Source organism: Aliishimia ponticola, assembly GCF_004803475.1.
Lineage (GTDB): Bacteria > Pseudomonadota > Alphaproteobacteria > Rhodobacterales > Rhodobacteraceae > Aliishimia > Aliishimia ponticola.
This window is the reverse complement of the sequence record NZ_SRKY01000001.1, coordinates 1166050-1190161: the sequence shown is the minus strand read 5'-3', so window position 1 is coordinate 1190161 and position 24112 is coordinate 1166050. Positions and strand designations below refer to the sequence as shown.

General features: G+C 61.6%; 22 protein-coding genes. 4 read left to right on the top strand and 18 right to left on the bottom strand.

All coding sequences use genetic code 11. The features are described 5' to 3' along the window. Nucleotides 1-11: 11 nt before the first annotated feature. The 8 genes from E4Z66_RS05655 to E4Z66_RS05620 all read right to left on the bottom strand — a co-directional run bounded on the left by E4Z66_RS05655 (nt 12) and on the right by E4Z66_RS05620 (nt 7684). Entirely contained in the window at nt 12-1805 is a 1794-nt protein-coding gene (locus tag E4Z66_RS05655) for an aminopeptidase P family protein (RefSeq protein ID WP_136461962.1), read from the bottom strand. Between the two features lie 22 nt (nt 1806-1827). Beyond that, nucleotides 1828-3705, bottom strand: coding sequence for a cobaltochelatase subunit CobT (gene cobT / locus E4Z66_RS05650; protein WP_136461961.1), 1878 nt, complete (start codon nt 3703-3705; stop codon nt 1828-1830). Between the two features lie 59 nt (nt 3706-3764). Continuing rightward, nucleotides 3765-4148 (bottom strand): hypothetical protein, encoded by a 384-nt coding sequence (locus E4Z66_RS05645; protein WP_136461960.1) that lies wholly within the window; start codon nt 4146-4148, stop codon nt 3765-3767. A 102-nt stretch (nt 4149-4250) separates the two neighbouring features. Further along, nucleotides 4251-4631: a hypothetical protein gene (locus E4Z66_RS05640; protein ID WP_136461959.1), complete on the bottom strand. Its 381-nt coding sequence runs from the start codon at nt 4629-4631 to the stop codon at nt 4251-4253. Nucleotides 4632-4833: 202 nt separating this feature from the next. Next, complete coding sequence (gene cobS / locus E4Z66_RS05635) at nt 4834-5820, bottom strand: cobaltochelatase subunit CobS (protein ID WP_136462141.1); 987 nt, start codon at nt 5818-5820, stop codon at nt 4834-4836. Nucleotides 5821-6005: 185 nt separating this feature from the next. Next, nucleotides 6006-6383 (bottom strand): response regulator, encoded by a 378-nt coding sequence (locus E4Z66_RS05630; protein WP_168797728.1) that lies wholly within the window; start codon nt 6381-6383, stop codon nt 6006-6008. Nucleotides 6384-6580: 197 nt separating this feature from the next. After that, nucleotides 6581-6946: a response regulator gene (locus E4Z66_RS05625; protein ID WP_136461957.1), complete on the bottom strand. Its 366-nt coding sequence runs from the start codon at nt 6944-6946 to the stop codon at nt 6581-6583. Nucleotides 6947-7051: 105 nt separating this feature from the next. Continuing rightward, nucleotides 7052-7684, bottom strand: coding sequence for a J domain-containing protein (locus tag E4Z66_RS05620; protein WP_136461956.1), 633 nt, complete (start codon nt 7682-7684; stop codon nt 7052-7054). A 74-nt stretch (nt 7685-7758) separates the two neighbouring features. Between E4Z66_RS05620 and E4Z66_RS05615 the strand changes: the two genes are divergently transcribed. Further along, nucleotides 7759-8016 carry a BolA family protein gene (locus tag E4Z66_RS05615; protein ID WP_136461955.1) on the top strand — a complete coding sequence of 86 codons (258 nt, stop codon included), beginning with the start codon at nt 7759-7761 and terminating at the stop codon, nt 8014-8016. Here the strand turns inward: E4Z66_RS05615 and E4Z66_RS05610 are convergent. The 9 genes from E4Z66_RS05610 to E4Z66_RS05570 form a co-directional block, all read right to left on the bottom strand. Further along, the gene (locus tag E4Z66_RS05610) at nt 8005-8424 is read right to left on the bottom strand and encodes a DUF4177 domain-containing protein (protein WP_136461954.1); all 420 of its coding nucleotides are present in this window, start codon (nt 8422-8424) and stop codon (nt 8005-8007) included. The genes E4Z66_RS05615 and E4Z66_RS05610 overlap by 12 nt on opposite strands. A gap of 179 nt (nt 8425-8603) precedes the next feature. Next, nucleotides 8604-10598 (bottom strand): calcium-binding protein, encoded by a 1995-nt coding sequence (locus E4Z66_RS05605; RefSeq protein ID WP_136461953.1) that lies wholly within the window; start codon nt 10596-10598, stop codon nt 8604-8606. Between the two features lie 122 nt (nt 10599-10720). Further along, a complete protein-coding gene (locus E4Z66_RS05600) occupies nt 10721-11197 on the bottom strand; it encodes a thioesterase family protein (RefSeq protein WP_136461952.1) in 477 nt (158 codons plus the stop codon). Nucleotides 11198-11453: 256 nt separating this feature from the next. Continuing rightward, nucleotides 11454-11951: a hypothetical protein gene (locus E4Z66_RS05595; protein WP_136461951.1), complete on the bottom strand. Its 498-nt coding sequence runs from the start codon at nt 11949-11951 to the stop codon at nt 11454-11456. 3 nt (nt 11952-11954) lie between these two features. Then, the gene (gene gatB, locus E4Z66_RS05590) at nt 11955-13481 is read right to left on the bottom strand and encodes an Asp-tRNA(Asn)/Glu-tRNA(Gln) amidotransferase subunit GatB (RefSeq protein WP_136461950.1); all 1527 of its coding nucleotides are present in this window, start codon (nt 13479-13481) and stop codon (nt 11955-11957) included. Between the two features lie 99 nt (nt 13482-13580). Beyond that, the gene (locus tag E4Z66_RS05585) at nt 13581-14819 is read right to left on the bottom strand and encodes a hypothetical protein (RefSeq protein WP_136461949.1); all 1239 of its coding nucleotides are present in this window, start codon (nt 14817-14819) and stop codon (nt 13581-13583) included. Between the two features lie 274 nt (nt 14820-15093). After that, nucleotides 15094-15528 (bottom strand): hypothetical protein, encoded by a 435-nt coding sequence (locus E4Z66_RS05580; RefSeq protein ID WP_136461948.1) that lies wholly within the window; start codon nt 15526-15528, stop codon nt 15094-15096. 137 nt (nt 15529-15665) lie between these two features. Beyond that, nucleotides 15666-17684 carry a calcium-binding protein gene (locus E4Z66_RS05575; RefSeq protein ID WP_136461947.1) on the bottom strand — a complete coding sequence of 673 codons (2019 nt, stop codon included), beginning with the start codon at nt 17682-17684 and terminating at the stop codon, nt 15666-15668. Nucleotides 17685-17756: 72 nt separating this feature from the next. After that, complete coding sequence (locus E4Z66_RS05570; protein ID WP_136461946.1) at nt 17757-18485, bottom strand: SDR family oxidoreductase; 729 nt, start codon at nt 18483-18485, stop codon at nt 17757-17759. 119 nt (nt 18486-18604) lie between these two features. Between E4Z66_RS05570 and E4Z66_RS05565 the strand changes: the two genes are divergently transcribed. Continuing rightward, nucleotides 18605-19555, top strand: coding sequence for a phage exclusion protein Lit family protein (locus tag E4Z66_RS05565; protein ID WP_136461945.1), 951 nt, complete (start codon nt 18605-18607; stop codon nt 19553-19555). A gap of 30 nt (nt 19556-19585) precedes the next feature. On the opposite strand, the gene pepN is transcribed toward E4Z66_RS05565, so the two are convergent. After that, nucleotides 19586-22126, bottom strand: a complete 2541-nt coding sequence (pepN, locus tag E4Z66_RS05560; protein WP_136461944.1) for an aminopeptidase N — start codon at nt 22124-22126, stop codon at nt 19586-19588. A 155-nt stretch (nt 22127-22281) separates the two neighbouring features. Here pepN and E4Z66_RS05555 point away from each other — a divergent pair, with 155 nt between their 5' ends. Together E4Z66_RS05555 and E4Z66_RS05550 are read left to right on the top strand one after the other, a co-directional pair. Then, on the top strand, nt 22282-22458 hold the full coding sequence (locus tag E4Z66_RS05555; RefSeq protein ID WP_136461943.1) for a DUF2256 domain-containing protein: 177 nt from the start codon (nt 22282-22284) through the stop codon (nt 22456-22458). A gap of 214 nt (nt 22459-22672) precedes the next feature. After that, complete coding sequence (locus tag E4Z66_RS05550) at nt 22673-24031, top strand: calcium-binding protein (RefSeq protein ID WP_136461942.1); 1359 nt, start codon at nt 22673-22675, stop codon at nt 24029-24031. The last annotated feature ends 81 nt before the right edge of the window (nt 24032-24112 follow it).

Sequence of the window (24112 nt, the reverse complement as noted above, 5' to 3'; positions counted from 1 at the left end):
AACGTGACACATTAGATGGCTGCGCAGGCTGCGCGCAACCATGTCGCAGCGTCATTGCTGACGCGCGGGCCGATATGTTCGAGCACCTGCGCGTGATAGGCGTTCAGCCACTCGCGATCCGCGGCGGTAAGCATGTCGGGCACGATCAGGCGGCGGTCAATGGGCGCGAAGGTCAGCGTCCGCCAGCATAGCATGTCGCGATGGGCGTCGCCGGTCGCAAGAGCAGGGGCCTCTTCCACGACCAGCAGGTTTTCGATGCGAATCCCGAAGGCGCCTTCGCGGTAATATCCCGGCTCGTTCGACAGGATCATACCGGGTTTCAGCGGCACATGGCTGACCCGCGACAGACGCTGCGGCCCCTCGTGGACACTGAGATAGGCACCGACGCCATGACCCAGACCGTGATCGAAATCCTGACCGGCCAGCCAAAGCGGCAAGCGGCCGATCATTTCGATATCGCGGCCAGCCAGCCCGGTGGGCCAACGCAGGCAGGACATGCCGATCATCCCGCGCAGCACGCGGGTAAAGCAGGCGCGCGCCTCGTCATCAGGCGTTCCGATTGCAATGGTCCGGGTGATGTCGGTGGTGCCATCCTGGTACTGCCCCCCGGAATCGAGCACCAGCAGATGCCCGTCTTCAAGGCGGCTGTCGGTCTCTTCGGTGACGCGGTAATGCATGATCGCGCCATTGGGGCCGGTGCCGGAAATCGTATCGAAAGAGATATCCTGCAAGGCGTTGTCCTGACGGCGGCAGGCTTCCAACTGGGTGACGACCTGCGTTTCCGTAAGGCTGCCGGCTGGTTGACTGTCCAGCCACGCAAGCAGTTCGACAATTGCCGCGCCATCACGCAGGTGGGCCTGTGCCGCGCCCTCGATCTCTGCCGCGTTCTTGCAGGCTTTGGGCAAGGCGCAAGGGTCGCTGCCCATCACTGCCTTGTCGCCAAGCTGGTCTGCGACCACGACCGGAACGGTGTTCTTGTCGACCAGAACAGCCCCATCCAGGGCGGCAACGGCGGTAAGGAAGTCGGCGGGTGCGCGTACATGCACATCGTCCTGCAAATGGTCGCCCAGTTCCGCCAGCTTGCTTTCCGCCACGAACAGATCAACCTGCGCCGTGTCGTGCAGGATCGCAAAGCCATGCAAAAGCGGCACGCGGGGAATGTCGCCGCCACGCAGGTTGAGCAGCCAGCACAGCGAATCCGGAAGCGTAATCACGGCGGCGCTGTGGCCTGCCGTGCGCAGATCCTGTGCCAGCCTCGCGCATTTGTCGCCATAGGCCTCGCCCGCGAATTCAAGCGGATGCACCCGCGCCGGAGCCATGGGAGGCGGCGGCTGGTCTTCCCACACCGCATCGACGAAATTCTCTGTCTGGCAAAGGGTGATGCCGCTGCCTTCAAGCGCGGTTTCGATCTCTGCCAATTGTCCGGCGGTAAAAAGCCAGGGATCGAACCCCACTTTGCCGCCTTCGGGAAGTTGTTCGCGCAGCCACGCGCCGGAACTGATTTCGGGCCACGGAACCGGGGTGAAATGCGCCAGATCGACCTGCGCCTTGACCTGCGTGCGGTAGCGCCCGTCGATGAAGACCCCGGCAATATCTGCAAGCGCGATGCAGAAACCGGCAGAGCCTGTGAAGCCCGTCAGCCATGCCAGCCGCGCGTCGTGATCGGCGACATATTCGCCCTGATGCACATCGGCGCGCGGGATGATGAAACCGTCAATCCCGGCGGCCGCGATCTTTTCACGCAGCGCCGCCAGACGCGGCGGGCCTTGCTCGGGGCGTGCGGTGACCTCGAAACTCTGGAACATCTGTTCCTCCCTTACATGCGTGTCAGCTGGCGCGCTTGATTCCCATGACGCGGGCGCGCGCGCGCGGGTCACTGTCGAACAGTGCCGCCAATTGCTCGGTCATTGCGCCGGCGAGTTGCTCCACATCGGTGATGGTCACGGCGCGGTCGTAATAGCGCGTCACGTCATGGCCGATACCAATGGCGAGCAGTTCCACCGCCTTGCGGCGTTCGATCATGGCGATCACGTCGCGCAGGTGCTTTTCAAGATAGTTCGCCGGGTTCACCGACAGCGTGGAATCATCCACCGGGGCCCCGTCCGAAATCACCATCAGGATCTTGCGCGCTTCGGACCGGCCAAGCATCCGGCGATGCGCCCATTCCAGCGCCTCACCGTCGATGTTTTCCTTGAGCAACCCTTCCTTCATCATCAGGCCCAGATTGTCACGCGACCGGCGCCACGGGGTATCGGCCCCCTTGTAAGTGATGTGGCGCAGGTCATTCAGACGGCCCGGCTGATGCGGGCGCCCATCGTTCAGCCATGCCTCGCGCGCCAGCCCGCCTTTCCACGCACGGGTGGTAAAGCCAAGGATTTCCACCTTTACGTTGCAGCGTTCCAGCGTGCGGGCCAGAACATCGGCGCAAATCGCGGCGATAGAGATCGGCCGCCCGCGCATCGAACCGGAATTGTCCAGCAGCAGCGTCACGACCGTATCGCGGAATTCGGTGTCCTTTTCGACCTTGAAGCTCAGCGGGGTGGTCGGGTTCGCCACCACACGCGCCAGCCGTCCGGCATCCAGGATGCCCTCCTCGCGGTCGAATTCCCAAGACCGGTTCTGCTGCGCCTGAAGGCGGCGTTGCAGCTTGTTGGCAAGACGGCTCACCGCGCCCTTGAGCGGCTCAAGCTGCTGGTCGAGATAGGCGCGCAGGCGCTCCAACTCTACCGGCTCGGCCAGATCTTCGGCGGTGATTTCTTCGTCATGCTCGGTCGAAAAGACCTGATATTCAGGGTCCGCGTCGGAAATCGGCTGCGGGCTGGGCGGCTCAAGCGGGGCTTCGCCCTCGGGCAGTTCCGCTTCTTCGCCCATCTCCTGATCGGCCATGTCATCCATGGAGACCTGAGCCTGCGCCGCGTCCTGCTGTTCTTCCTGTGTCTGTTCCGGGGTGCCTTCGGCGTCTTCTTCGCCGTCGCTGTCCTGCCCCTGATTGTCGGGGTCTTCCTGCTCTTCCCCGTCCTGTTCGGCGTCTTCTTCCTGATCTTCGTCGATACTGTCAGGATCGTCGCCAAGCTGGTCGCCATAGCCCAGATCGCTGATCACCTGACGGGCGAATTTCGCGAAAGCGGACTGGTCGGACAGGATGTCTTCGAGATTTTCGAGAGACCCGCCCGCCTGTTCTTCGATAAAGGGCCGCCACAAATCCATGACGTTCTGCGCGCCGCTGGGCATATCGCGCCCGGTGGCCAGATGGCGGATCAGATAGCCGGCCGCGACGGGCAGGGGGGCTTCGGCTGGTTCGCGTACCTGATCATAGCCGCGCCGCAGCGCCTCATGTGCGATCTTGGCGTCGATATTGCCCGCCGTGCCCGGCATGTCGCGCGCGCCCATCGCCTCGCAGCGGGCGGTTTCCATCGCCTCATAGAGTTCGCGTGCCATGTCGCCGGGGGGCGCATAGCGGGCATGGGTTTCGCCATTGTGATAGCGTCGGTTCAGCGCCAGCGCATCCGCCGTGCCACGGGCCAGCAGGACCTCTTCGCGTGTCATCCGGCGCGAGACCTGCGGCAGACGCATGGAATCGCCGGACATGCCCGGAGGATCGACCGTGTAGGACACGTTCAGTTCGGGATCGTCGGCCATGACCTTGGAGGCCTCGGCGAGCGCTTTCTTGAAAGGATCGGCAGGGTTGTCTGATTTCTGAACCATGCCCAACAATTCGCCCGCAGCGGCGGAATTGGCAAGGGGGAATGCGGCTTTGAAATGCGCTAACTCAGCAGCATTTCCGCACAGCTGGCAATCTGGCGGGCCGCGCGTTGTCCTGCCAGCCGGGCGCGGCGGGGATCGGTGCCGAAAAGCGCCGTGTCGAGCAACTGGCGGTGCTGCATCTTTGCCGCGATGCGCAGGCTAAGATAGCGGCGGTCGGGACCGATAGCTGTGTAAAGCTCATCAAAAGAAGAATAGCGCTGCGCGATTACTTCAGCGGGGCCGGGCCGCAGGCGCGCATGTTCGATTTCAGCAGAGAACCGTCCAAGGCATGTGGCAATCCCGGCATAGAGCGGGTCGGGATCGGCAGGCACAGCGAAAGACGGGCCGGGAAACTGACCGATTATAAGCGCCGCAAGGGCGGATATTGCACCATTCTTGCCCATGACAGGATTAGTACACGATAGGTGTTTGTCAAAAGTGAACCGGCGGTGCGACGGCAGTTTGCCGATATGATGTCGCCGCGTCGCAGCGCCGAACCGGCGGGATTATCCGAAGATCAGGCGTTCACATTCCGCCAATCCGCGCTGACGTGCGCGGGCCGCGCCCTTGGCAATATTGGAATTAAAGCTTGCGGTTTCGGTATGCAAAAGGACCATGAAACCGGCCCAGGCTTCTAGTTCCACCTGCGCGACGTAATCTGCCGGAACGGAATTCGGGCGCGCTGCTTCGGCCAGTTCCGCGAACCAGCCGCGCCGCGCGGCGAAGTCGGTATGGTCCGCAGGGCGCTGCGTTGCCATGGCAGAGAACCGTCCGGCGCAAATGGCGAATTGATCCAGATCGGCGCGGGGCCCCATCGCAGCCGCGGGCATGGCGGCGCAAAGCAGGGGCAGGAGGGCGGCAGTGGTGAAAACCTTTGCACAAGACATGCGCCCAGTTTGTCCCATGCAGCGGACCGGTCAATGGCTGTGTCACAAAACCTTTACAATCTGGCGGGCACCTTCCGTTTTTTGGGCAGCAGGTAGGGCTTCACGCGGGAAGGCACAATCATCCGCCACCAATGAAGAACGGGCACCATGACCTGAATCATGACGCCCGCCAGTAAAAATCAGTGGCTCAAGGCCTTGTTGATCAGCCGAGGCTGACGCTCGCCGCGCTTTCAGGAAGCTCTTCGTCGAACAGGCGTTGATAGAACTCCGCCACGGTCTGACGCTCCAGCTCATCGCATTTGTTGAGGAAGGTCAGGCGGAACGCATAGCCGACATCGCGGAAAATCTCGGCGTTTTGCGCCCATGCGATCACGGTCCGCGGGCTCATCACGGTGGAAAGATCACCATTCATGAAGGCGGTCCGGGTCAGGTCGGCGACAGTGACCATCTGCTTGACGATCTTGCGGCCTTTTTCCGTGTTGTAATGCGGCGCCTTGGACAGAATGATCGAGGTTTCCGCGTCGATGGACAGATAGTTCAGCGTGGCCACAAGGCTCCACCGGTCCATCTGGCCTTGGTTCAGCTGCTGCGTGCCGTGATACAGCCCGGTCGTGTCGCCCAGACCCACGGTGTTCGCAGTCGCGAAAAGCCGGAAATAGGGATGGGGCGTGATCACTTCGTTCTGGTCAAGAAGCGTCAGCTTCCCGTCCACTTCGAGAATCCGCTGGATCACGAACATCACATCCGCGCGGCCCGCATCATATTCGTCGAATACGATCGCGCAGGGGTTGCGCAGCGCCCATGGCAGAATGCCTTCATGGAATTCGGTGACCTGCTTGCCGTCTTTCAGCTTGATCGCGTCCTTACCGATCAGGTCGATCCGGCTGATATGGCTGTCGAGGTTGACGCGCACGGTCGGCCAGTTGAGACGGCTCGCGACCTGTTCGATATGGGTCGATTTGCCCGTGCCGTGATAGCCCTGGATCATCACGCGGCGGTTATGGGTAAAGCCTGCAAGGATGGCGAGCGTCGTGTCGGGATCGAACTTGTAGGTCTCGTCGTTCTCGGGCACGCGGTCGCTGCGCTCGGCAAAGCCTTTGACCTTCATGTCCGAATCGATGCCAAAGACCTCCCGTACCGAAATCTCCTCGGTTGGTTTCGCGTCGATGTCGATGGACCCGTCTGCCATGGCTCTCATGCCTTTCTTGCAAGTGCTTGCGCCGCCTGTGACGCGGCGTCTCTGGTGCAACATATTCATGTTGTGTGCAAGGGGAAGGACGAATGCCATTGCCCCCCAAATGACGTTCCGACATTTCGCGCCGTCACGGTCCCATTTCCTGGGCGATTTCGGCGGCGGGGAACGGTGTTGCGGCGTTAAAGCGCCGCGTAACTGGCGACCGTATCGCTGAGCGTGTCCAGCGTGACGGGTTTGGCCAGAAAATCCTTCATTCCGAATTGCGAAACGTAGTTGCGACAATGGTAGGTCTTGTCGCCGGTGAACGCCACGACCGGAATGCTGCGCGGCGGATCGGTCTCGCTGCTGGAAATCCAGGTGGAGGCATCAACCCCCGACAGGGTGGGCATGTGAATGTCCATCAGCACCAGGCCGTAGGAATTCGGATCTTTCACCAACCGGCCAAGGCATTCCCCGGCAGAGGCGGCGACCTCATGTTTGATGTCCAGCCGAGACAGCAAGTCCGATACAATCAGACGGGTCTCTGGATCGTCGTCGACAACCATAACTTTTTTCATGGGACCAGATTCCGTTCTGAAAAATGGGTTCAATTGGTTAAATTCGCGATTTTGCGACGGCTTATACACAAGCCTGACCGTCACCATAGTAAAAAAATACTTGATGAAGCAACTATCTTTGCAAGCGCAGAATTTCGGCCAGAATATGCCGATTGAAGGCTGAAATTTGCGTCACTTCAGGCGCCAGCGGCCACGGCTCAGGATTTGGATGTACAGGCGTAGCTGGCCAGCGATTGCAGGTCGACGATATTGACCGGTTTGCGCATCACGTAGTCGATCCTTGGCGACAGCGTCGCGGCCTCGCCATGGGGGAAGGCACCGGACCCGGTTAACAGGATGATCGTGCTGCGCGCGCCCATGACCTGTATGTAATCGGCCAGTTGCAGCGTGTCGCCGTCCTGAACCTGCAAATCCAGCAGGATCAGGTCGAAGTCATGGGTGAGCAGCAGATACGCACCGTCTGCCGCTGACCGCGTACACCAACAGGTAAAGCCGATGTCGATCATCGCCGTTTCAAAGTCCAGTTGGTCGCTGACCATGTCTTCGACGATCAGGCACTTCATCCGTCGACCCCCACCACGGTTTCATCCGACAGCAAGATGCCACCGGTTGATGCGATGAAAGATAGCGGGAGGGCCTTAACGCTGCATTCGGAAGGCGAGCGCTGCTCAATCCTTGAAGTAACGGCTGTCCTTGATCTGATCCCACGCCCAGACGACAAGCTGCAATTGCTCTTCCTGGCTGCGGTCTCCGCCGTTCATATCGGGGTGGAGCACTTTGATCAGCGCCTTGTACGCCTTGCGCACTTCCTTCTTGGTCCAGTCTTCCTTGGCTTCAAGTATCTCGACCGCGCGCTGCTCTGTCGGGGGCAGGCGCCGTCCGCCACCGTTGGAGCCGTTGCGCCCCGGATTGCGTGTGGCGTTCGCGCCCAGAACCTGATGCGGGTCTTCGATCCCCAGCCGCGCCCAAGCTTTCGCTTCGGGATCGCGCCAGTCCTTGGTGTTGCGTTCCCAGACCTTGTCCGACGTCGCCTGCGCGTTCATCTCCGCCTCGGTCTTGCCGTCGAAGAAGTTCCACTTGAGGTTATATTCCCGCACGTGCTGCTGGCAGAACCAGAAGAAATCGTCGAGAACATCCGGCGCTTTGGGCGCGCGAAACTTCCCGGCTTCGTTGCATCCGTCATGATCACAGATGCGGGTCGAGGTTTCAGATGCGCCAGACATACCGCGCCGACCGCGCGGATTTTTCTTCTTGGAAGAAGAAACGGACATATCAAAACCGAAGGGGTCTGGTTTGGGCATCGGGAACACCTTTTCGACTCGGACGCCAGAGTTTAAGCGATTGGTCGGCGGATTGAAGAGGGAAGAGCTAAAAAATGTCTGTACGCGACGAAATCGAAAACCTGTTAAGAAACGCTTTCGATCCGACGGAGCTTGAAGTCGTCGATGACAGTGAACGCCATCGCGGGCATTCAGGGTTTCAGGAGGGCGGGGAGAGCCACTTCAACGTGCGCATCCGGTCGGCGCATTTCAAGGACCAGTCTCGCATTGCCCGTCACCGGGCGGTTCATGCGGCGCTTGGCAAGGATCTGGTCGCGCGCATTCACGCGCTGGCTCTGGATTTAGACGTCTGATTTTTCCGTCGGTTCGGGATCATCCACGGCGCGCAGGGGCGGCACCGGGCGCAGCGGCACGGGCGCGGCCTCTGCGGCGATATCCTCCATCTCGTCGGACGGATCATTGGCGAAGGGCGGCTGCGCTTCGTCCAGATGCTCTTCGCCCAGAATGGATGTCTGTTCGGCATCTTCGACCAACTGGCGTTTGAACACGAGGACGTGCCGCCATGTGGTGGTGGACCCGGTCAGGCCGGACCGTTCGGTGCTGGGCAGGGTGTCGGCGCGCTGATATTGCCAGCCATCGGCGCCCAATTCGTTCATAAGGTCTTGCAAAGTCAGGGCAAATCGCGCTTCGGGCGTTTTGACAGACTTGGCTTTCACACCCTTGGTCGGTGCTGGAACCACCTTGTATTCATATGCGGCCATTTTTGTCCCCCACGAAAATCGTTCCCCCCGTATAGCAGCGGTTTCGGGGCGCGGGAAGGTGAGGGGAATTTTAAGCTGACATCGTGTCCGCGCTGCGCCGGTGCCGCGGGCTGGTCCGGGGCATGGTCAGGGGCGGCGGCCCGTGGGGCAAGGGGAACACTTCCCCCGCCCGCGAAGGGTTACAAGATCAGATCAGCGCCCGAAAGATCGGCAAGGTTCAAACCCTCAAGCGCGACCACCTGATCGGAATCGAGCTCCAGCCGCACGCCCCATCCGCGTTGCGTCGCGCCCGCCAGTACGGCAGCGGCGTTGGCAAAGCCGAAATCCGACAGATCCAGCTTGTCAGACCCGCTGGTGAAGTCGCGCACGCTGTCATATTCCGTCGCGCCAAGCGCGTAGTTCTCGAACACGAAGATATCGGCACCATTGCCGCCGGTCATGGTGTCTTCTCCAACGCCGCCATTCAGGGTGTCGGCCCCGTTGTCGCCCAGCATGAAGTCATCGCCCGCGTCGCCCGCCAACTGGTCGCTGCCGCTGCCGCCGCGCAGGTCATCCGCGCCGAAGCCGCCAAAGAGAAAGTCGTTGCCATCCGCGCCCAGAAGCCGGTCATCGCCGTTCGAGCCACGCAAGCTGTCATTGCCGCCGCGCCCGTTCAGCACGTCATTGCCCGACAGGCCGCGCAGATCGTTATTGGCATCGTCGCCGCGAATGTCGTCGTCCTGGCTGGTGCCAAGCAGCTTTTCAAAGCCGGATACAAGCTGCTTGGTCCCATCTGGCGTGCGGAACAGATCAAAGGCGGTGTCGATCTGAACCCCGCCTGCGGCGCCATTGAAGAACCCCGCATCGAACGTATCGTAATTGGACCCGCCAAAGGTTCTATCCGCGCCGGCAGAGGCATAAACCGTGTCGATGCCCGATCCGGCATAGATGATGTCGTCGTCATTGCCGCCATCGATTTCGTCATCTCCGCCCAGCCCGTGGATCACGTCATCGCCGCTGCCACCGCGTATGGTGTCCGCGCTTTGCGTCCCGTCCAGCACATCATCGCCGCCGCCGACTTCGAACATCACGAGGCTGTCGTCGAGCCGCGCGCTGCCGACGATGAAGGATGTGCCATCAATCGTGATACTGTCGCCGAACCAGATCGAGGCCAGATCGTCCCCATCCACGCCATCCGTCAGGGTCTGGATCAGGCTGAGATGCCCTGCCGTGGGCGACCCAAGGATGGAGTCGATCGCATAGAAGGAGGTCGTCCCGCCCGAGCTGTTTTCCGACGTGGCATAGATCCAGGTGTCGCCAAACTGGAACGTTTGACCGTCGCGATTGTCACTGAACACAGCGTTGGACCGGAAGGACTGGATCAGTTCCAGATCGAAACCGTCGCGGACAAAGACATTGGTCGTGTCGTTGTTGCGGTCGGTGACATAATAGTATTCATCATTTCCGATCAAAGCGCCCGCCGGGTGCGCGGGGCCGGAAAGAACCGAGGTATCTTCGAACGTTGTCTGCAGGCTGACAATCCCGGTTGAGGACACGTTGAAAACCGAAAGTCCTTGCGATCCACCGGTGACAGGCAGGGTAAATGAGCCTGTTCCGCGATCCACAATCTGGCCAAGGCGCGGGATGCTCAATGCCGTGTTGACGTCGTCGGGTACGTTCTGGATCACGGAGATGTTGCCGCTTCCGTCAACTTCAAGCACCGAGAGGCCCGAGTCGTTGATACCTGCCGCGAACACGAAAGCCCGGTCATTGTATTCCATCACCGCCAGACTGAACGTCCCGTTCAATTCATAATCCGGGTCTTCGCTGTCAAACACCGCATCGGTAAAGGTGGCATAGCCGGGCGTGTCGGACAGGGCATAGACCGCGACGCCGTCATCGAATTCACCGCCTACAGCGATGAACTGATTTCCCCCGACCTGAAACGAGACGATATCGCTCGCGTTATCAAGGGTTGTTCCACCGGTATCCGTGATGCTGTCAAGAAATGTCAAAGACCCGTCCGCAGCCACCGAGAAAATCGAAAATCCATCGGCAGTCTGGCCGGTTGCATACAGAAACGTCGCGCCATTGACGGTGGCAAAGGCCGCGTCGATCCCGCCGTCGAGCGTGCTCGCAGGAATATCGTTGAACGTATCGGCAATGCGGATGCTGGTGCCTTGAATATCGGCCATGAAGGAAACTCCCTGTTTGAATGTTGGGGGGGGCCTCAGGACGTGGTCCGGCACCCCCAGTATGAAACTAACGGGAGCTTAGTGTATTTTCCTGCACTGTGGGTATGGCGGTATTCCCGACCCTACTTGCGCGTAATTCCGATGCGGCGTCCGACCCGTTCGGGGCGGGGCAGTTGGCTGTGGGCGGCCAGTAGTTTTTCCATCGCGGCATAGGAGGCGTCCGGCATCGGCGCGACACGTGGCCCGGACAGGTCGATATGCAGTCCCAGCCCTTCACCCGTGGCAGACAGCCAGCCATCCTCGTGCCAAAGCTCCTGATAGAAGTGAAAGCGCTTGGCGTCGAAATCGATAAGTTGCGAGGTCACATAGACCCGCGCGCCTTCGTGCAATTCGCGCAGGTAGCAGACGTGAAATTCGGCCGAGAAGGTCGTGAAATTCGTCGTTGCCCGGTATTCTGGCCCAAAACCGAAAATGGTGAACAGGTCATCCGCGCCCTGATCGAACAGGACGTTGTAATAGGCCATGTTGAGGTGACCGTTGAAGTCGATCCATTCGGGCTTCACGGTCATCAACGAAGAGCGGAAGGGTATATCAGTCATGCGGTTTTTGTAACGGCGCATGTGCGCGGAGGGAAGGTGTCGCCCGATCGGTTCCTTCGCGCGTTACGTAGCGGAACTTAGGCGGTTTCAAAGGCGCGCGGGGCGGGATTTGGCACATATGCTGTGCGATGCACCGCCGGACGTTCCATTGAGCAAAACTGCCTAACCCGCGCCGCCCGATAACATCGGTGGTGCCGCGACGGTCCGCACAGGAAAATTGCCAACGACGATAGCTGTATGGGCACGCCGCGGCGGGTTATGGGCAGGTGCGACGCAACCCGGCACGCAGGTTGGGCTCATCAACGGTTTCGAGCGTGATCGTGCAGGAACTGCCGGGAATATCAAACACATCGCCGGATTTGTAATAGCCTTCCTGATCGCCGTATTTGATCCACGCGCGCCCGCCGTTGAACCCATTGACACCGATCGACACTTGGCCGACGCCGGGAACCTTCCAATTTGCCGAGGCATAGCGCGCCACCCAGACCGGGTCTTGGGTGATCAACAGCGGCGGCAGGTCGGAATAACCTTTGCCCGCCGCCGTGTCTGCAATGGTTTGGGTGGCGTCAGTCAGCCGCGCGAGAGTTTCCCGCGCGACGTCTTCCGTTTGCGTTGCCGCATCCGGGTTGCTGGCCACTGTTTCGACCGCATCGTTCCAGCCGATGGGCGGTTCGTAAACGAAGTACAGCCATCCAAGAATTGCGCTGCTGATCACGCCCAGCATTGCCACAACCTTGGAAAGCGACTCCAGCATTTGCTATCCCGCGAGTTTCTTCGCGACGATCTCGTTCACCGCTTTGGGATTGGCCTTGCCGCCGGTGGCTTTCATCACCTGACCCACGAACCAGCCCGCAAGTTTCGGGTTTTCCTTGGCCTTTTCGACCTGCGCGGGGTTTGCGGCGATGATCTCGTCCACGGCCTTTTCGATGGCCCCGGTATCGGTGACCTGTTTCATGCCGCGCTCTTCGACGATCTGGGCGGGATCGCCGCCTTCGGTATAGACGATCTCGAACAGATCCTTGGCGATCTTGCCCGAAATATCCCCCTTGGCGATCAGGTCGATGATGCCGCCAAGCTGTGCGGGGCTGACGGGACTGTCGGTGATCGATTTTTCGTCGCGGTTCAGGCGGCCGAAGAGTTCGTTGATGACCCAGTTCGCAGCGGTCTTGCCGTCGCGGCCCTTGGCGACCTCTTCGAAATAGGCGGCAGAGGCCAGATCGGCCGTCAGCACCGAGGCGTCGTAATCGGCCAAGCCGAAATCGCCCATGAAACGCGCTTTCTTGGCGTCAGGCAATTCGGGCAGACCTGCGGCGATGTCATCGACCCAGGCCTGTTCGATTTCCAGCGGCAGCAAGTCGGGATCGGGGAAGTAGCGGTAATCATGCGCTTCTTCCTTGGACCGCATCGACCGCGTCTCGCCCTTGTCGGGATCGTAAAGCCGGGTTTCCTGTTCGACTTGGCCGCCACCTTCGACGATGCGAATCTGGCGTTCGGCTTCGACCATGATGGCCTGCTGGATGAACCGCATGGAGTTCATGTTCTTGATCTCGCAGCGCGTGCCAAGATGCGAGAAATCCTGCGTTTCCATGTATTTCTCGTATTGGCCGGGCTGGCAGATCGACACGTTCACATCCGCGCGCAGGTTGCCGTTCTGCATGTTGCCGTCGCAGGTGCCCAGATACAGCATGATCTGGCGCAGCTTGGCGATATAGGCAGCGGCTTCCTCGGGGGAGCGGATATCGGGCCGCGAGACGATTTCCATCAGGGCGACACCCGTGCGGTTGAGATCGACGAAGGACATTGCCGGGTCCATGTCGTGGATCGACTTGCCCGCGTCCTGTTCAAGGTGGATGCGTTCGATGCGCACACGGCGCGCGCGATGCGTGCCGTCCTTGTCAGTGCCCAATTCCACCAGCACTTCGCCTTCGCCCACGATCGGGTGGTACAGCTGCGAAATCTGGTAACCCTGCGGCAAGTCCGGATAGAAGTAATTCTTGCGGTCGAAGGCGGACATCAAATTGATCTCGGCCTTGAGGCCCAGCCCGGTGCGCACGGCCTGCGCCACGCATTCCTCATTGATGACCGGCAACATGCCCGGCATGCCCGCATCGACGAAGGCAACGTTGGAATTCGGCTCTGCCCCGAATTGGGTGGATGCGCCGGAGAACAGCTTGGCACGGGTTGAAACCTGTGCGTGCACCTCCATCCCGATGACAAGTTCCCAGTCCTGTTTGGCACCGGAAATCACTTTGGGTTTGGGGGGCTCAAAGGTGAGGTCGAGCATGCCTGTCTCCATCTGCGGGTCGGGGCAGGTGATAGCGCCGGTGCGCCAGCGGGGCAAGGGGCTTCGGTGGTGGGCAAGGGGGCAGGCGGCGTGGGCGGCTCAGCCGGTTTGCACCACGGGTCCGTTTTCGGTGAAGGTCACGTCCTGACCGCGCGCCAATTCGGGCAGGAACAGCGCTTCGAGCACCTTTTGCGCCTCGCGTTGGCCAAGGACCGCCAGCCGTGTCTCGGTCCTTGCCGGCAGCTGCGTTGCGAAACGATGGCTGGCATGGGCCCAAAGGAGCGGATGCAATTCGGTCAGGTAGTCGCGGATCATCCAGTCGCAGCAGCGCTGAATGCGCGCGCGGTTATATTCGGCGGCTTCGTTTTCGCAGGCCCCCGGCAGCGACAGGGCGCAATAGGCGGTCAGCAGGTTCACCGTGTACTGGTCCGGGCGCAGCGACAGGATGTTGTGCAGGCCGGTGGTGAAATGCTCGACATCCAATCCGGCCAGAACCTCCTCATCGCTCAGCAGTGCGTCCATCATCACCCATGTATAGCCGCCCGCGCCCCAGATATGCTGGGTCTGGGCCGCAATCTTGCGGGCGGTCAGTTCCAGCAGGTCATAGCTGCCATTCCAGCGCGGCAGAAGCCGGGGGCCAAGGCTGCGCATATGCCGAAAGTCAAGCGGGGCCATGTCGATCAGGCGCAGGTAATCCGCCGCCAGTTCTGCCGTGTCCACATCGCGCGGCCCTTTGAGCGCGCATTGCGCCGCCAGCAGCGACGGAGTGTCGTCCGGGTCTGCGTCGACCTCGGCGAGGATCGTTTGCGCGCGGTCCATATGTGCCCAGAACGCCTCCAGCCCCAGGGGGGCGGGGCCGCCGCGATTGCGCGCGTTGTTCCGCCAGGTCCAGGCCATATCCATATGCGTGCGCGCCACGACCAGCGCGATGGGATAGTCGCCGGGATATTCGCTCAGCACCGTTTCCAGCGCTTCGATCCCGGCCAGCAGGGACAGGTCCGGGGCAGGTTGCCCATCGGCCAGCGCATATTCGGCGATGCTGCTTACGTCTGCGCGAGCCCCCAGTGTCAGCAGATCGGTGACGGCCATTCCGCCGGGCGTCAGGCTGCGTGCGGTATCGGCGCGGCGGATCAGGGCAGACAGGGCGTCCCAATCTTCCTGACGTGCAAGATTGCAGCCCTGTGTCTGCCACATGTCGCGGATGGATTCCTCTGCGGAGACATTGGGCGTCGGGATCGACAGCTGCCCTTCACCGCCCGTCAGGTCGGCGCGCACAGCCACGGACCGCTGCGCAGGGCGCGCGGACATCAGCTTGGATATACGGTCGACGATATTCATGCGGGCAAGCACCCATTGATTTATGTTGGTGCCTGTATTTGACGGTGCAATCCGGCTGAAACATGACCCCCAAGGGGAGGTTTCGGGGGAAAAGAGCGGCCTGACGGACACGCATTGGCAACAATGACCGGGCGCATCCCGGGGATTGCGTCCGGGGTGCGAACACTTTTGCAAAGGCGGGCAGGGAGGGCAGGCGGCAGGCCGCGCAAATGCGGCGATCCTGCGACAGGGCGGTGCAGCGCAAGCAAAGGGCAGGCGATGGGCGCGGGCCAGATCAGAGCGCGGTAAAATGGTGGCGCTGCGCCGTGATCCCCCATGTGGTCAGCGCGGCTTCGAAATCTTGCGCGGGCGGGGTCGCCTCGGCAGGCAGGCGCAGCTTGCGGCCCGAGGTGAGCACGATCGCGGCCCGCACGCTCAGATCCAGCCGCGTGACAAGGCGCATATGCGCGATTTCGTCCAGCGCGGCGTGACCGGCGCGCCGCCCGCTATGCCAATGCAGCCCGCTGTCATCCAGCCGCAGGCCCGCCGTCGTGCCGCGCCAAAGATCCCAAAGCGCGGGCAGCGTGAAGGCAAGCAGCACGGCCCCGATCCAGGGCGAGATATCCCAGCGCAGCCATGCCGCAGCCACCAGCGCCCAGACCACTGCCACGGACACAACGCCGGTCCAACTGCGGCCTGCACGGGTAAATCGGTAGGGGGCGGGCGTCATTTCAGCTGACTGGCCTTCTGACCTTCGGGCAGCGCGCCTCGCCGTGCCCGGATCACAAGGGGATGGGCTGCCGTGGCCGGCATGATCAGGCCCAGAATGATGTGCATCGCCGATATCCCCCTTGAGACGCGGGCCGGTTATTGCAGGAAGATATCGCTTGGATCAAAGGTCAGGTGCGACACGCCCCACAGGGTGATCTGATTGAATTCGTTGATGGCAATGACCGTATCCGCGCCATCCGATGTAATCGACAGGTCATTCAGGCCGATCAAGGCCACATCGATGACGATACGGTCCACTCCCACTTCGAAATCGCGCACGACATCCCGGCCAAAGCTTTCGGTGGACAGTGTGGCGTCCTGTGCGAGGATTTCAAAAAGGAAGGTATCCGCCCCCGCGCCGCCAACCAGCAGGTCGTTATAGATGCCGCCATTAAGCGTATCGTCCCCGCCGCCGCCATAGAGGCTGTCCTTGCCGTGCCCGCCTATCAGGGTGCTGTTGCCATCGCCGTCAACGATCAGATCGTTCTTGCTGCCGCCGTCCAGAATGTTGTCGCCGGCGCTGTCGCGGATGATGTCTTCGCCCGCGCCGCCTTCCACGGTGTCATGTCCGCCACCGCTCAGGATAACATCGGCGCCGCTGCCGCCGTCGATCGTATCCTTGCCCCAGCCGCCTTCGATATAGTCATCACCACTGCCACCGTCGATGCGGTCGTCGCCGCCCCAGCCGAAGAAACTGTCATTGCCGCTACCGCCGAACAGGATGTCGTCCTGACGGCTGCCACGCAGATCGTCATCCCCCGTTTCGCCGTCGAACAACACCGCGTAGTTTTCGGCGCGCATGATATCGTTTCCAGAGCCGCCATAAGCCCGGACCGACGTGTCCGGGGCATAGATCGCGTCGTCGCCATTGCCGCCATAAGCCCTTTCGGACCCGTAATAGGAATAGTTGGTCACCCCGGTTCCCAGATCGAGGAAATCTTCGCCATTCCCGCCGTAAAGGGTATCGCGGCCAGACCCGCCATAAAGCCGGTCGGCACCGTCTTCGCCGTATAGGGTATCGTTACTCTCTTCCCCGTGCAGGATGTCATCGCCATCTGCGCCGCTCAGCGTGTCATACCCGCCACGGCCATACAGGATGTCGGCATCCGCGCCGCCATACAACCTGTCCCGGCCCTCTCCGCCGAACAGCATATCCGCCCCGGCGTCGCCATTCAGAGTGTTTTCTCCGTTGCCAGCGCGAAGGATGTCATCCCCGTTCCCGCCGTACAGATCGTCGTCGTTATCGCCGCCGATCAGGGTGTCGTTGCCATCACCGCCATAGGCTGTGTTGCTATACCAGGAATAGCGCGCGCCGGCGGTGCTGCCGGTGTGAATCCAGTCATCGCCATCGTAGCCATAGATGACATCTGCCCCAGCGCCGCCTTCGATCTTGTCGGTATCTGCCCCGCCAGAGATATCATCGTCGCCCGTGCCGCCAGCGAGGATGTTCAGACCGTCACCGCCGGTAATCGTGTCATTTCCCGCGCCGCCGTCGATCCAGTCATCCCCCGCGCCGCCATCCAGCGTGTCATTCGCGGCAGACCCGATGATCGTATCCGCGCCCGCGTCGCCATAAGCGACAATGGCGTACCGATTCCCGCGCATCGTGTCGTCGCCATCCCCGCCATACAGCGTTGCCGAAGCTTCGGTCGCGTCCAGAATGTCATTTCCCGCATCACCGTTAAGCGTGTCATGCGCGTCGCGCAGCTTGGTCGCGCCCAGCCCGGCATATAGCCGGTCATCCCCGTCACCCCCGTTGATCTTGTCGATGGATTTCTGCCCATCCAGCACGTCATTGCCGAGACCGCCATTCAGGATATCTTCGCCGCGTCCGCCTTTGAGAAGGTCGTCGCCATCTTCTCCGTTCAGAATGTCATCACCGGTGCCGCCATGCACGATGTCATCACCCGCACCCGCGTTAACCAAGTCATCACCGCCACCTGCGTCGATCTCGTCGGCGTCGAGGGTGCCCGCGATGATTTCCGAGGTGTCGTCGCCCAGAAATTCGGCGGAAAGTTGCAGGGTGGTCGTCTTCGCCTTCTCGGGCGCAGAGCTTGGGATTGCGGACAAAGGAAGGGCGGTAGGAGAGGCGAACAGGCGCTTGAAAATGGACATGAGTCTTTCATCACGGAAGTTGTTGGAGTGGCATCATGCTAACCAGCGCTTTTGCACTCGCAAAGGGCGAATTTACCGTCCGCCGGTGACTTCGATGAATGACCCGGTCATGTAGGACGCGCCGTCCGACAGCAGGAACAGGATGGGGCGCGCGACCTCTTCGGCGCTGCCCTCGCGGCGCATCGGCACCATATGGGCAAGGCGCTGGGCCCGGCCCGGCTCGCCGCCCTTGGCGTGAATCTCGGTGTCGATCAGGCCGGGGCGCACGGACATCACGCGGATGCCATCGGCGGCAAGTTCGTCGCCGAGGCCCTTGGTAAAGGTGTCGATCGCCGCCTTGGAGGCAGCATAGTCCACATATTGCCCGCCAGACCCAAGACGCGCGGCGGCGGAAGACACATTCACGATCACGCCCGGCCCATCCATCTTGGCGGCAGCGTCGCGGGCGACCATGATCGCGCCGATCACGTTCACATCGAACATCTGGCGCAGCCGGTCATGGTCATATGCGGCCACGGGCGCTGTGGGGGCCACGATCCCGGCATTGTTGATACAGGCATCCAGCCGCGGGATCTGGTCGAACATGCGGGCAAGGGCCTGCGGGTCCGACACATCGGCGCGCAGCAATGTGACCTTCGCGCCGGCCGCCTCGCAATCGGCTTTCACGGCCTCGGCCCCCGCATCATCGCTGCGATAATTCAGGTAAAGGTCATAGTCCGGCGCGGCAAGGCGGGCGCAAGCCGCGCCGATCCCTGCTGATGCCCCGGTGATAAGAAGCGTTTTGCGCGCTGTGTCGGTCATGTCTTGAAGCCTCCCGTTTTGGGGCATCCTGCACCGGGGCCGATGGGAAGGCCAAGCGAATTTGGTCGGCGCCGCAACCTGTGGTAGATTGAGCGTGGCGGCACAAACGGGGGCGCGGGATGTTGGGATGGAAGACGGGCGCGCTGGCGGCGGCTCTGGCCGTGGCGGCGACTGCGCCGTGGGCAGAGATTCACTATTCCAGTCAGGACTTGCAGCGGGTGCGGGACCGCGCGGTGCCGAACCTGCAAAAGGTGTTGAGCATCGACATCATCGAACGCCTGCCAGAGGCGGAGCAGGCGCGGGCGCGTGCCATCGCGCTGGAATTTCCCGACACAGGGCCGTCGCCGCTGGGCTATTACGCGCATCCCGGCAATAACGCGATCTACTTTCCGCTGACCTCCATCCGGTTTCTGGACGATATCGCGACCTTGATGGCGTGGATCAATTTCCACCCCTCGGAAGGGTGCCGGTTGGAATATCTGCAAAGTTACCTGTGGGCGCTGCTGCGCAAGGGCATGGATGTGCCCAATCCGATCCCGGCCTTCGGTCTGGACCGTGAAAAGCTGCACGCCCACGCAGATACCTACAGCCTTTCGGGCAAGATCTATTCGTCAGGGCTGCAATTCATCCTTGCCCATGAGGTCGGGCATCTGATGCTGGGGCATGGCCCGGTTCAGACGGCCGCCGATAGCCGCCGGCAAGAACGCGAGGCCGACAGCTTCGCGCTGGATCACTTCGCGCGGCTTGGCGGATCACCGATGGGCGTGTTCTTCTACTTTCAGGCGGCGTGGTGGGGCGATCCTGGCTCTGACGAGGGGCGCGCGATCCACAGCCACCCGATTTCCAAGGACCGGATCGAAGCGATGGCGCAGCGGATGCTGGCGGCCCCGATGGATTTTGCCCATGGCGAAAACAACCCGGAGCGCGAAGCCTTTCTGGTGCGCAATCTTGCGCTTCAAGCTTTGAGTTTTGCGCAGATGATGGATGATGACGGGCTGCTGAACCTCGCGCAGGATTACCTGCTGACGGAATTTCCGCTGTCCGAATTGCCCGGTGCCTGCCCGCATTAGAAGAACACGGGCAGGGCCGAAGGGGGCGGGTCAGGCTTGCCGGATGCGGGTGATCATCTCTGTCGTGTCGCGGCTTAGCCCCGGTTCGGCGGCGATGCGATCCAAAGCGGCGGCGATCATCTCTTGCCGGACCGGATCATAGCGTTTCCACGTCTGGAACACGGTACACATGCGCGCCGTGGTCTGCGGGTTGAGCGGATCAAGCCGGATCAGCCAATCGGCCATCAGCCCATAGGCATAGCCGCTTTCATGATGGAACCCGGCATGGTGCATGGCCAGCGCGCCCAGAACGGACCGGAAGCGATTGGGGTTCTTGTAGTTGAAGTCGGGATGTTCGGTCAGATCCTCGGCCGTGGCAGCGGCGTTGTCGGGCTTGGCCTCCAGCACCTGAAGCGAGAACCACTTATCCATGACCAGCCGGTCCCCCGACCATTGGGCGGCGAAATCGGCCAGCGCATCCTCTCCCTTGTCGGCGCGGATCAGGCAGGCGAGGGCTGCCAGCTGCTCTGTCATGTTGGTGGCGTTGTCATACTGGATTTGCGCCTGCGCGCCGTCGTCCAATTTGGTCAGCAGTGACAGCATCGCATTGGCCAGCGCCCGCTTGCCCGCCTGTTCGGCGTCGGGCGCGTAGGGGCCATCCACCTGATGGGCAGTATATATGTCGCGCAGATCGTCGCTCAGATGGTCTGCAAGGGTGCGGCCCATTGCCTTCACCGCGTCATAGATCGCCTGCGGATCGGGAATGTCGCCAGAATGGTGCAGCGCGGCAGCCAGTTCCGACTGGCTGGGCAGGCCCAGCATCAGCGCGCGGTAGGCCGGGTCCAGCGCCGCGTCACGGACCACCGCAGCGATCCCTTCAAGATAGCCCTGATCAGGCGCTGCGCCGTGGCGGATCGTCGTCAGGAGCGAGGATTTCGCCAGCGTCCGCGCCGCCTCCCACCGGGTGAAGGGATCGGTATCATGGGCCAGCAAAAACGCATTATCCGCCGCGTAATCGAGGATCACAGGCGCCGAAAACCCACGCAGCGGCGACAGGACAGGCTGTTCGGCAAGACCGCCGAAGGTAAAGCTTTGGCGGGCTTCGGTCAGTTCCAGAACCTGCGTGCCGACCACCTCGCTGCCATCGCGGCCCAGCAGGCCCATCGCGAAGGGGATCACCTGCGGCTGCGGGTCGGGTGTGGTCGCGGATGGGGCAAGCGATTGCACCAGCGTCAGCGTATAAGTGCCATCCGCAAAGCCCTCCTCTACCGTGACGCGCGGCGTGCCAGCTTGGCTGTACCAGCGCTTGAACTGGCTCAGATCGCGGCCGGTGGCATCCTCGAACACGGTGAGCCAATCTTCGATCGTGCAGGCCTGCCCATCGTGGCGGTCGAAATACAGCGACACAGCCTTGTCATAGGCCTGATCCCCGACAAGCCGTTTGAGCATTCCGATCACCTCTGCGCCCTTTTCATAGACGGTCGCGGTGTAGAAGTTGTTGATCTCCTGAAAGCTCTCGGGGCGCACCGGGTGGGCCAGCGGGCCCTGGTCTTCGGGGAACTGACGCGCCCGCAGATCGATCACATCGGTGATGCGTTTGACCGGGGCCGATCGCATGTCAGAGGTGAATTGCGCATCGCGGAACACGGTCAGCCCTTCCTTGAGGCAGAGCTGAAACCAGTCGCGGCAGGTGATCCGGTTGCCGGTCCAGTTGTGGAAATACTCGTGGGCGATGATCGCCTCGATCCGTTCGAAATTCGCATCCGTCGACGTTTCGGGGGAAGCCAGCACAGCGGAGGAGTTGAAGATGTTGAGGCCCTTGTTCTCCATCGCGCCCATGTTGAAGTCATCCACCGCCACGATGTTGAACACGTCCAGATCGTATTCGCGGCCATAGACCTTTTCATCCCAGGCCATCGACTTGATCAGCGCCTCAAGCGCAAAGGCGGTCTTGCCCTCGTCGCCCGGACGTACCCAGACATTGAGTTCCACATCGCGGCCCGACGCTGTGGTGAACTGCCCGGTGGTGGCGCGCAGATCACCGGCGACCAGCGCGAACAGATAGGCCGGCTTCGGCCAGGGGTCGTGCCATTCGGCCCAACCCGCGCCGCTGCCCGCCGGGTTGCCGTTGGACAGCTTGACCAACTCGTTGCCCTCGACGCGGACGGTGAAGACACTCATCACATCGGGGCGGTCAGGGTAGTAGGTGATCTTGCGAAAGCCTTCGGCCTCGCATTGGGTGCAATACATTCCGTTCGACAGGTACAGACCTTCCAGCGCGGTGTTGCCTTCGGGGTCGATCTCGACCTCGGCCTCCCATGTGAAGGGCGCGCCCGGCACGGCCACGGTCAGGCCCTGCGGCGTGACCTCTGGCGTGACGTCACTGCCGTCAATCCGGGCCGAGATCAGTTTGAGCGCCTCGCCATGCAAGAACAGCGGCCCGCGCGCGCCGGGTTTGGGCGCAAAACGGATGCGGCTGATCACGCGGGTCGTGTTGGGCGCCAGCCGAAATGTAAGGTGGACGTCCTCTACCTCCCAGCCGAAGGGTTCGTAATCCTTGAGATAGATGGTCTGGGGGGCAGCGTCGCGCATGGGCGGGTCTCTCTTCCTCGACATGGGGTGACTGCGCTGACGGTATGCACCTGCGGGGGCAGGTTCAAGGCCGCGAAGGGCTGACCCGCACCGGCTTCGGCCTATATTGGCCGACAAAGGCGGCGCGCTGGGCCGCCGGCACGCAGGGGATGGTGATGGCACGGATGAGACGCAAGTCGGAGCTGCCGCAGAAAACCTGTGCGGTCTGCGGACGCCCGTTTACCTGGCGCAAGAAGTGGGCCGCCGTCTGGGATGAGGTGCGTTACTGTTCCGATAAATGCCGCAGTTTGCGCGGGGTTGACGTAACGTCGACGAAGCGCCCGCGCGGCTGAATTTACGCGTTTTGCAACCTTGGGTGGGAATTTCCCCTTTTCAGCACGGATTGGTCATTAACTTACCATTTAGTTTGTCCGAGCGCGCCCCATTCCCGCCCCAATCCACCTCCATCCAAAAGCCAGAGGTTGTCTGTACGTCAAGCAAGGTCCGAGGTCCCTCGTTCGGAATTGTGCAACAGGCAATTAGGGTTGGAAAGAAAAGGTGCCAAACATGACTATTGAATCTGAAATTGTAACTGGGCCGGAAGGCGATATTTACGGTGATGCGCCCGCGAAGGCGCCCAAAACAACATCCCAAACCCTGAGCGCGTCGCCCCTGACCGTGACAGGCACGTCCGGTGACGACGATCCGCTGGATGGTGATGATAACAACGACACGATTTCGGGCCTCGCCGGGAACGACGTTCTCAACGGCTTCGAAGGCGACGACGTGATGTCGGGCGGCGATGACGACGACGTTCTGAACGGCGGCGACGGTAACGACGATATGTCCGGCGATGCGGGCAATGACAGCCTCTACGGCAATGCTGGCCTGGATTCGATCTATGGCGGTGACGGTGACGACTACATCCGTGGCGGCGACGATGCCGACTATATCGAAGGCGGCGTAGGCGTTGACCAGATCCTTGGCGATGGCGGCAACGACGACATCTATGGCGGCGACGGCGATGACGAAATCTACGGCAATGCTGGCGATGACGACCTTTTCGGTGAAGCCGGCAACGACGATCTGCGCGGCGGCACAGGCAATGACAATATCGACGGCGGCGACGGCGACGATCTGGTCCGTGCCGGCGACGGCGACGACTATGTCATTGGCGCGCTGGGCGATGACACGCTGTTCGGTGATGATGGCGCGGACACGATCTATGGCGTGGGCGGTGTCGACAACATCTATGGCGGCGCGGGCGAAGACCTTCTTTACGGCCAGTCCGGCAGCGATGACATCTTCGGCGGCGATGACAACGACACGATCTGGGCCGGGACCGGCAACGACTACGTGAATGGCGGCGAAGGTGACGATGTCATCTATGGCGAAGACGGCAAAGATGCGATCTTCGGCGATACCGGCAATGACTGGATCGACGCGGGCGCCGATAGCGACCGGATCTGGGGCGAAGATGGCGACGACGTCGTATATGCCGGTGGCGGTTCCGACCGTATCAAAGGCAACAACGGCGTGGACATCATGTATGGCCAGAACAACAACGACGCGATCTATGGCGGCGCTGGCACCGACTACCTGGATGGCGGCAACGGCAATGACTGGCTGCTGGGCGGCTGGGACGCGGACGAACTGGTCGGCGGCGCGGGCAACGACAAGATGTGGGGCGGTCAGGGTGCTGACGTCTTCGTCTTCGAGGCTGGCACCGGTTTCGACATCATCAAGGACTTCGAAGACGGCATCGACACGATCGGTATCGTTGGCTTCGCGACCTCCGACTCCGAATTCCTGAAAGAGGAAATCTGGGGCGGTGTGAAGCTGGAGCATGACACAACCGGTGAAATCATCTTCATCGAGAATGTCGCGCTGGCCGATATCGGGTCCTCGGACTTCGCGTTCATCTAAGTCAGGCTTGTATGTCTGAACGCAGGGCGGTCTTCGGGCCGCCCTGTCGTGTTTCTTGCATGGGGCTGGCACCGGCCAAAG

Excerpts from the sequence above, each read along its gene's own strand:
- E4Z66_RS05625 (WP_136461957.1), bottom strand. The coding sequence starts at position 6,946 with ATGAAGTGCCTGATCGTCGAAGACATGGTCAGCGACCAACTGGACTTT.
- E4Z66_RS05605 (WP_136461953.1), bottom strand. The coding sequence starts at position 10,598 with ATGGCCGATATTCAAGGCACCAGCATCCGCATTGCCGATACGTTCAAC.
- E4Z66_RS05595 (WP_136461951.1), bottom strand. The coding sequence starts at position 11,951 with ATGCTGGAGTCGCTTTCCAAGGTTGTGGCAATGCTGGGCGTGATCAGC.
- E4Z66_RS05600 (WP_136461952.1), bottom strand. The coding sequence starts at position 11,197 with ATGACTGATATACCCTTCCGCTCTTCGTTGATGACCGTGAAGCCCGAA.
- E4Z66_RS05615 (WP_136461955.1), top strand. The coding sequence starts at position 7,759 with ATGTCTGTACGCGACGAAATCGAAAACCTGTTAAGAAACGCTTTCGAT.
- E4Z66_RS05555 (WP_136461943.1), top strand. The coding sequence starts at position 22,282 with ATGGCACGGATGAGACGCAAGTCGGAGCTGCCGCAGAAAACCTGTGCG.
- E4Z66_RS05565 (WP_136461945.1), top strand. The coding sequence starts at position 18,605 with ATGTTGGGATGGAAGACGGGCGCGCTGGCGGCGGCTCTGGCCGTGGCG.
- E4Z66_RS05580 (WP_136461948.1), bottom strand. The coding sequence starts at position 15,528 with ATGACGCCCGCCCCCTACCGATTTACCCGTGCAGGCCGCAGTTGGACC.
- E4Z66_RS05550 (WP_136461942.1), top strand. The coding sequence starts at position 22,673 with ATGACTATTGAATCTGAAATTGTAACTGGGCCGGAAGGCGATATTTAC.
- E4Z66_RS05640 (WP_136461959.1), bottom strand. The coding sequence starts at position 4,631 with ATGTCTTGTGCAAAGGTTTTCACCACTGCCGCCCTCCTGCCCCTGCTT.
- E4Z66_RS05645 (WP_136461960.1), bottom strand. The coding sequence starts at position 4,148 with ATGGGCAAGAATGGTGCAATATCCGCCCTTGCGGCGCTTATAATCGGT.
- pepN (WP_136461944.1), bottom strand. The coding sequence starts at position 22,126 with ATGCGCGACGCTGCCCCCCAGACCATCTATCTCAAGGATTACGAACCC.
- cobT (WP_136461961.1), bottom strand. The coding sequence starts at position 3,705 with ATGGTTCAGAAATCAGACAACCCTGCCGATCCTTTCAAGAAAGCGCTC.
- gatB (WP_136461950.1), bottom strand. The coding sequence starts at position 13,481 with ATGCTCGACCTCACCTTTGAGCCCCCCAAACCCAAAGTGATTTCCGGT.
- E4Z66_RS05585 (WP_136461949.1), bottom strand. The coding sequence starts at position 14,819 with ATGAATATCGTCGACCGTATATCCAAGCTGATGTCCGCGCGCCCTGCG.
- E4Z66_RS05620 (WP_136461956.1), bottom strand. The coding sequence starts at position 7,684 with ATGCCCAAACCAGACCCCTTCGGTTTTGATATGTCCGTTTCTTCTTCC.
- E4Z66_RS05610 (WP_136461954.1), bottom strand. The coding sequence starts at position 8,424 with ATGGCCGCATATGAATACAAGGTGGTTCCAGCACCGACCAAGGGTGTG.
- E4Z66_RS05655 (WP_136461962.1), bottom strand. The coding sequence starts at position 1,805 with ATGTTCCAGAGTTTCGAGGTCACCGCACGCCCCGAGCAAGGCCCGCCG.
- E4Z66_RS05630 (WP_168797728.1), bottom strand. The coding sequence starts at position 6,383 with ATGAAAAAAGTTATGGTTGTCGACGACGATCCAGAGACCCGTCTGATT.
- E4Z66_RS05575 (WP_136461947.1), bottom strand. The coding sequence starts at position 17,684 with ATGTCCATTTTCAAGCGCCTGTTCGCCTCTCCTACCGCCCTTCCTTTG.
- cobS (WP_136462141.1), bottom strand. The coding sequence starts at position 5,820 with ATGGCAGACGGGTCCATCGACATCGACGCGAAACCAACCGAGGAGATT.
- E4Z66_RS05570 (WP_136461946.1), bottom strand. The coding sequence starts at position 18,485 with ATGACCGACACAGCGCGCAAAACGCTTCTTATCACCGGGGCATCAGCA.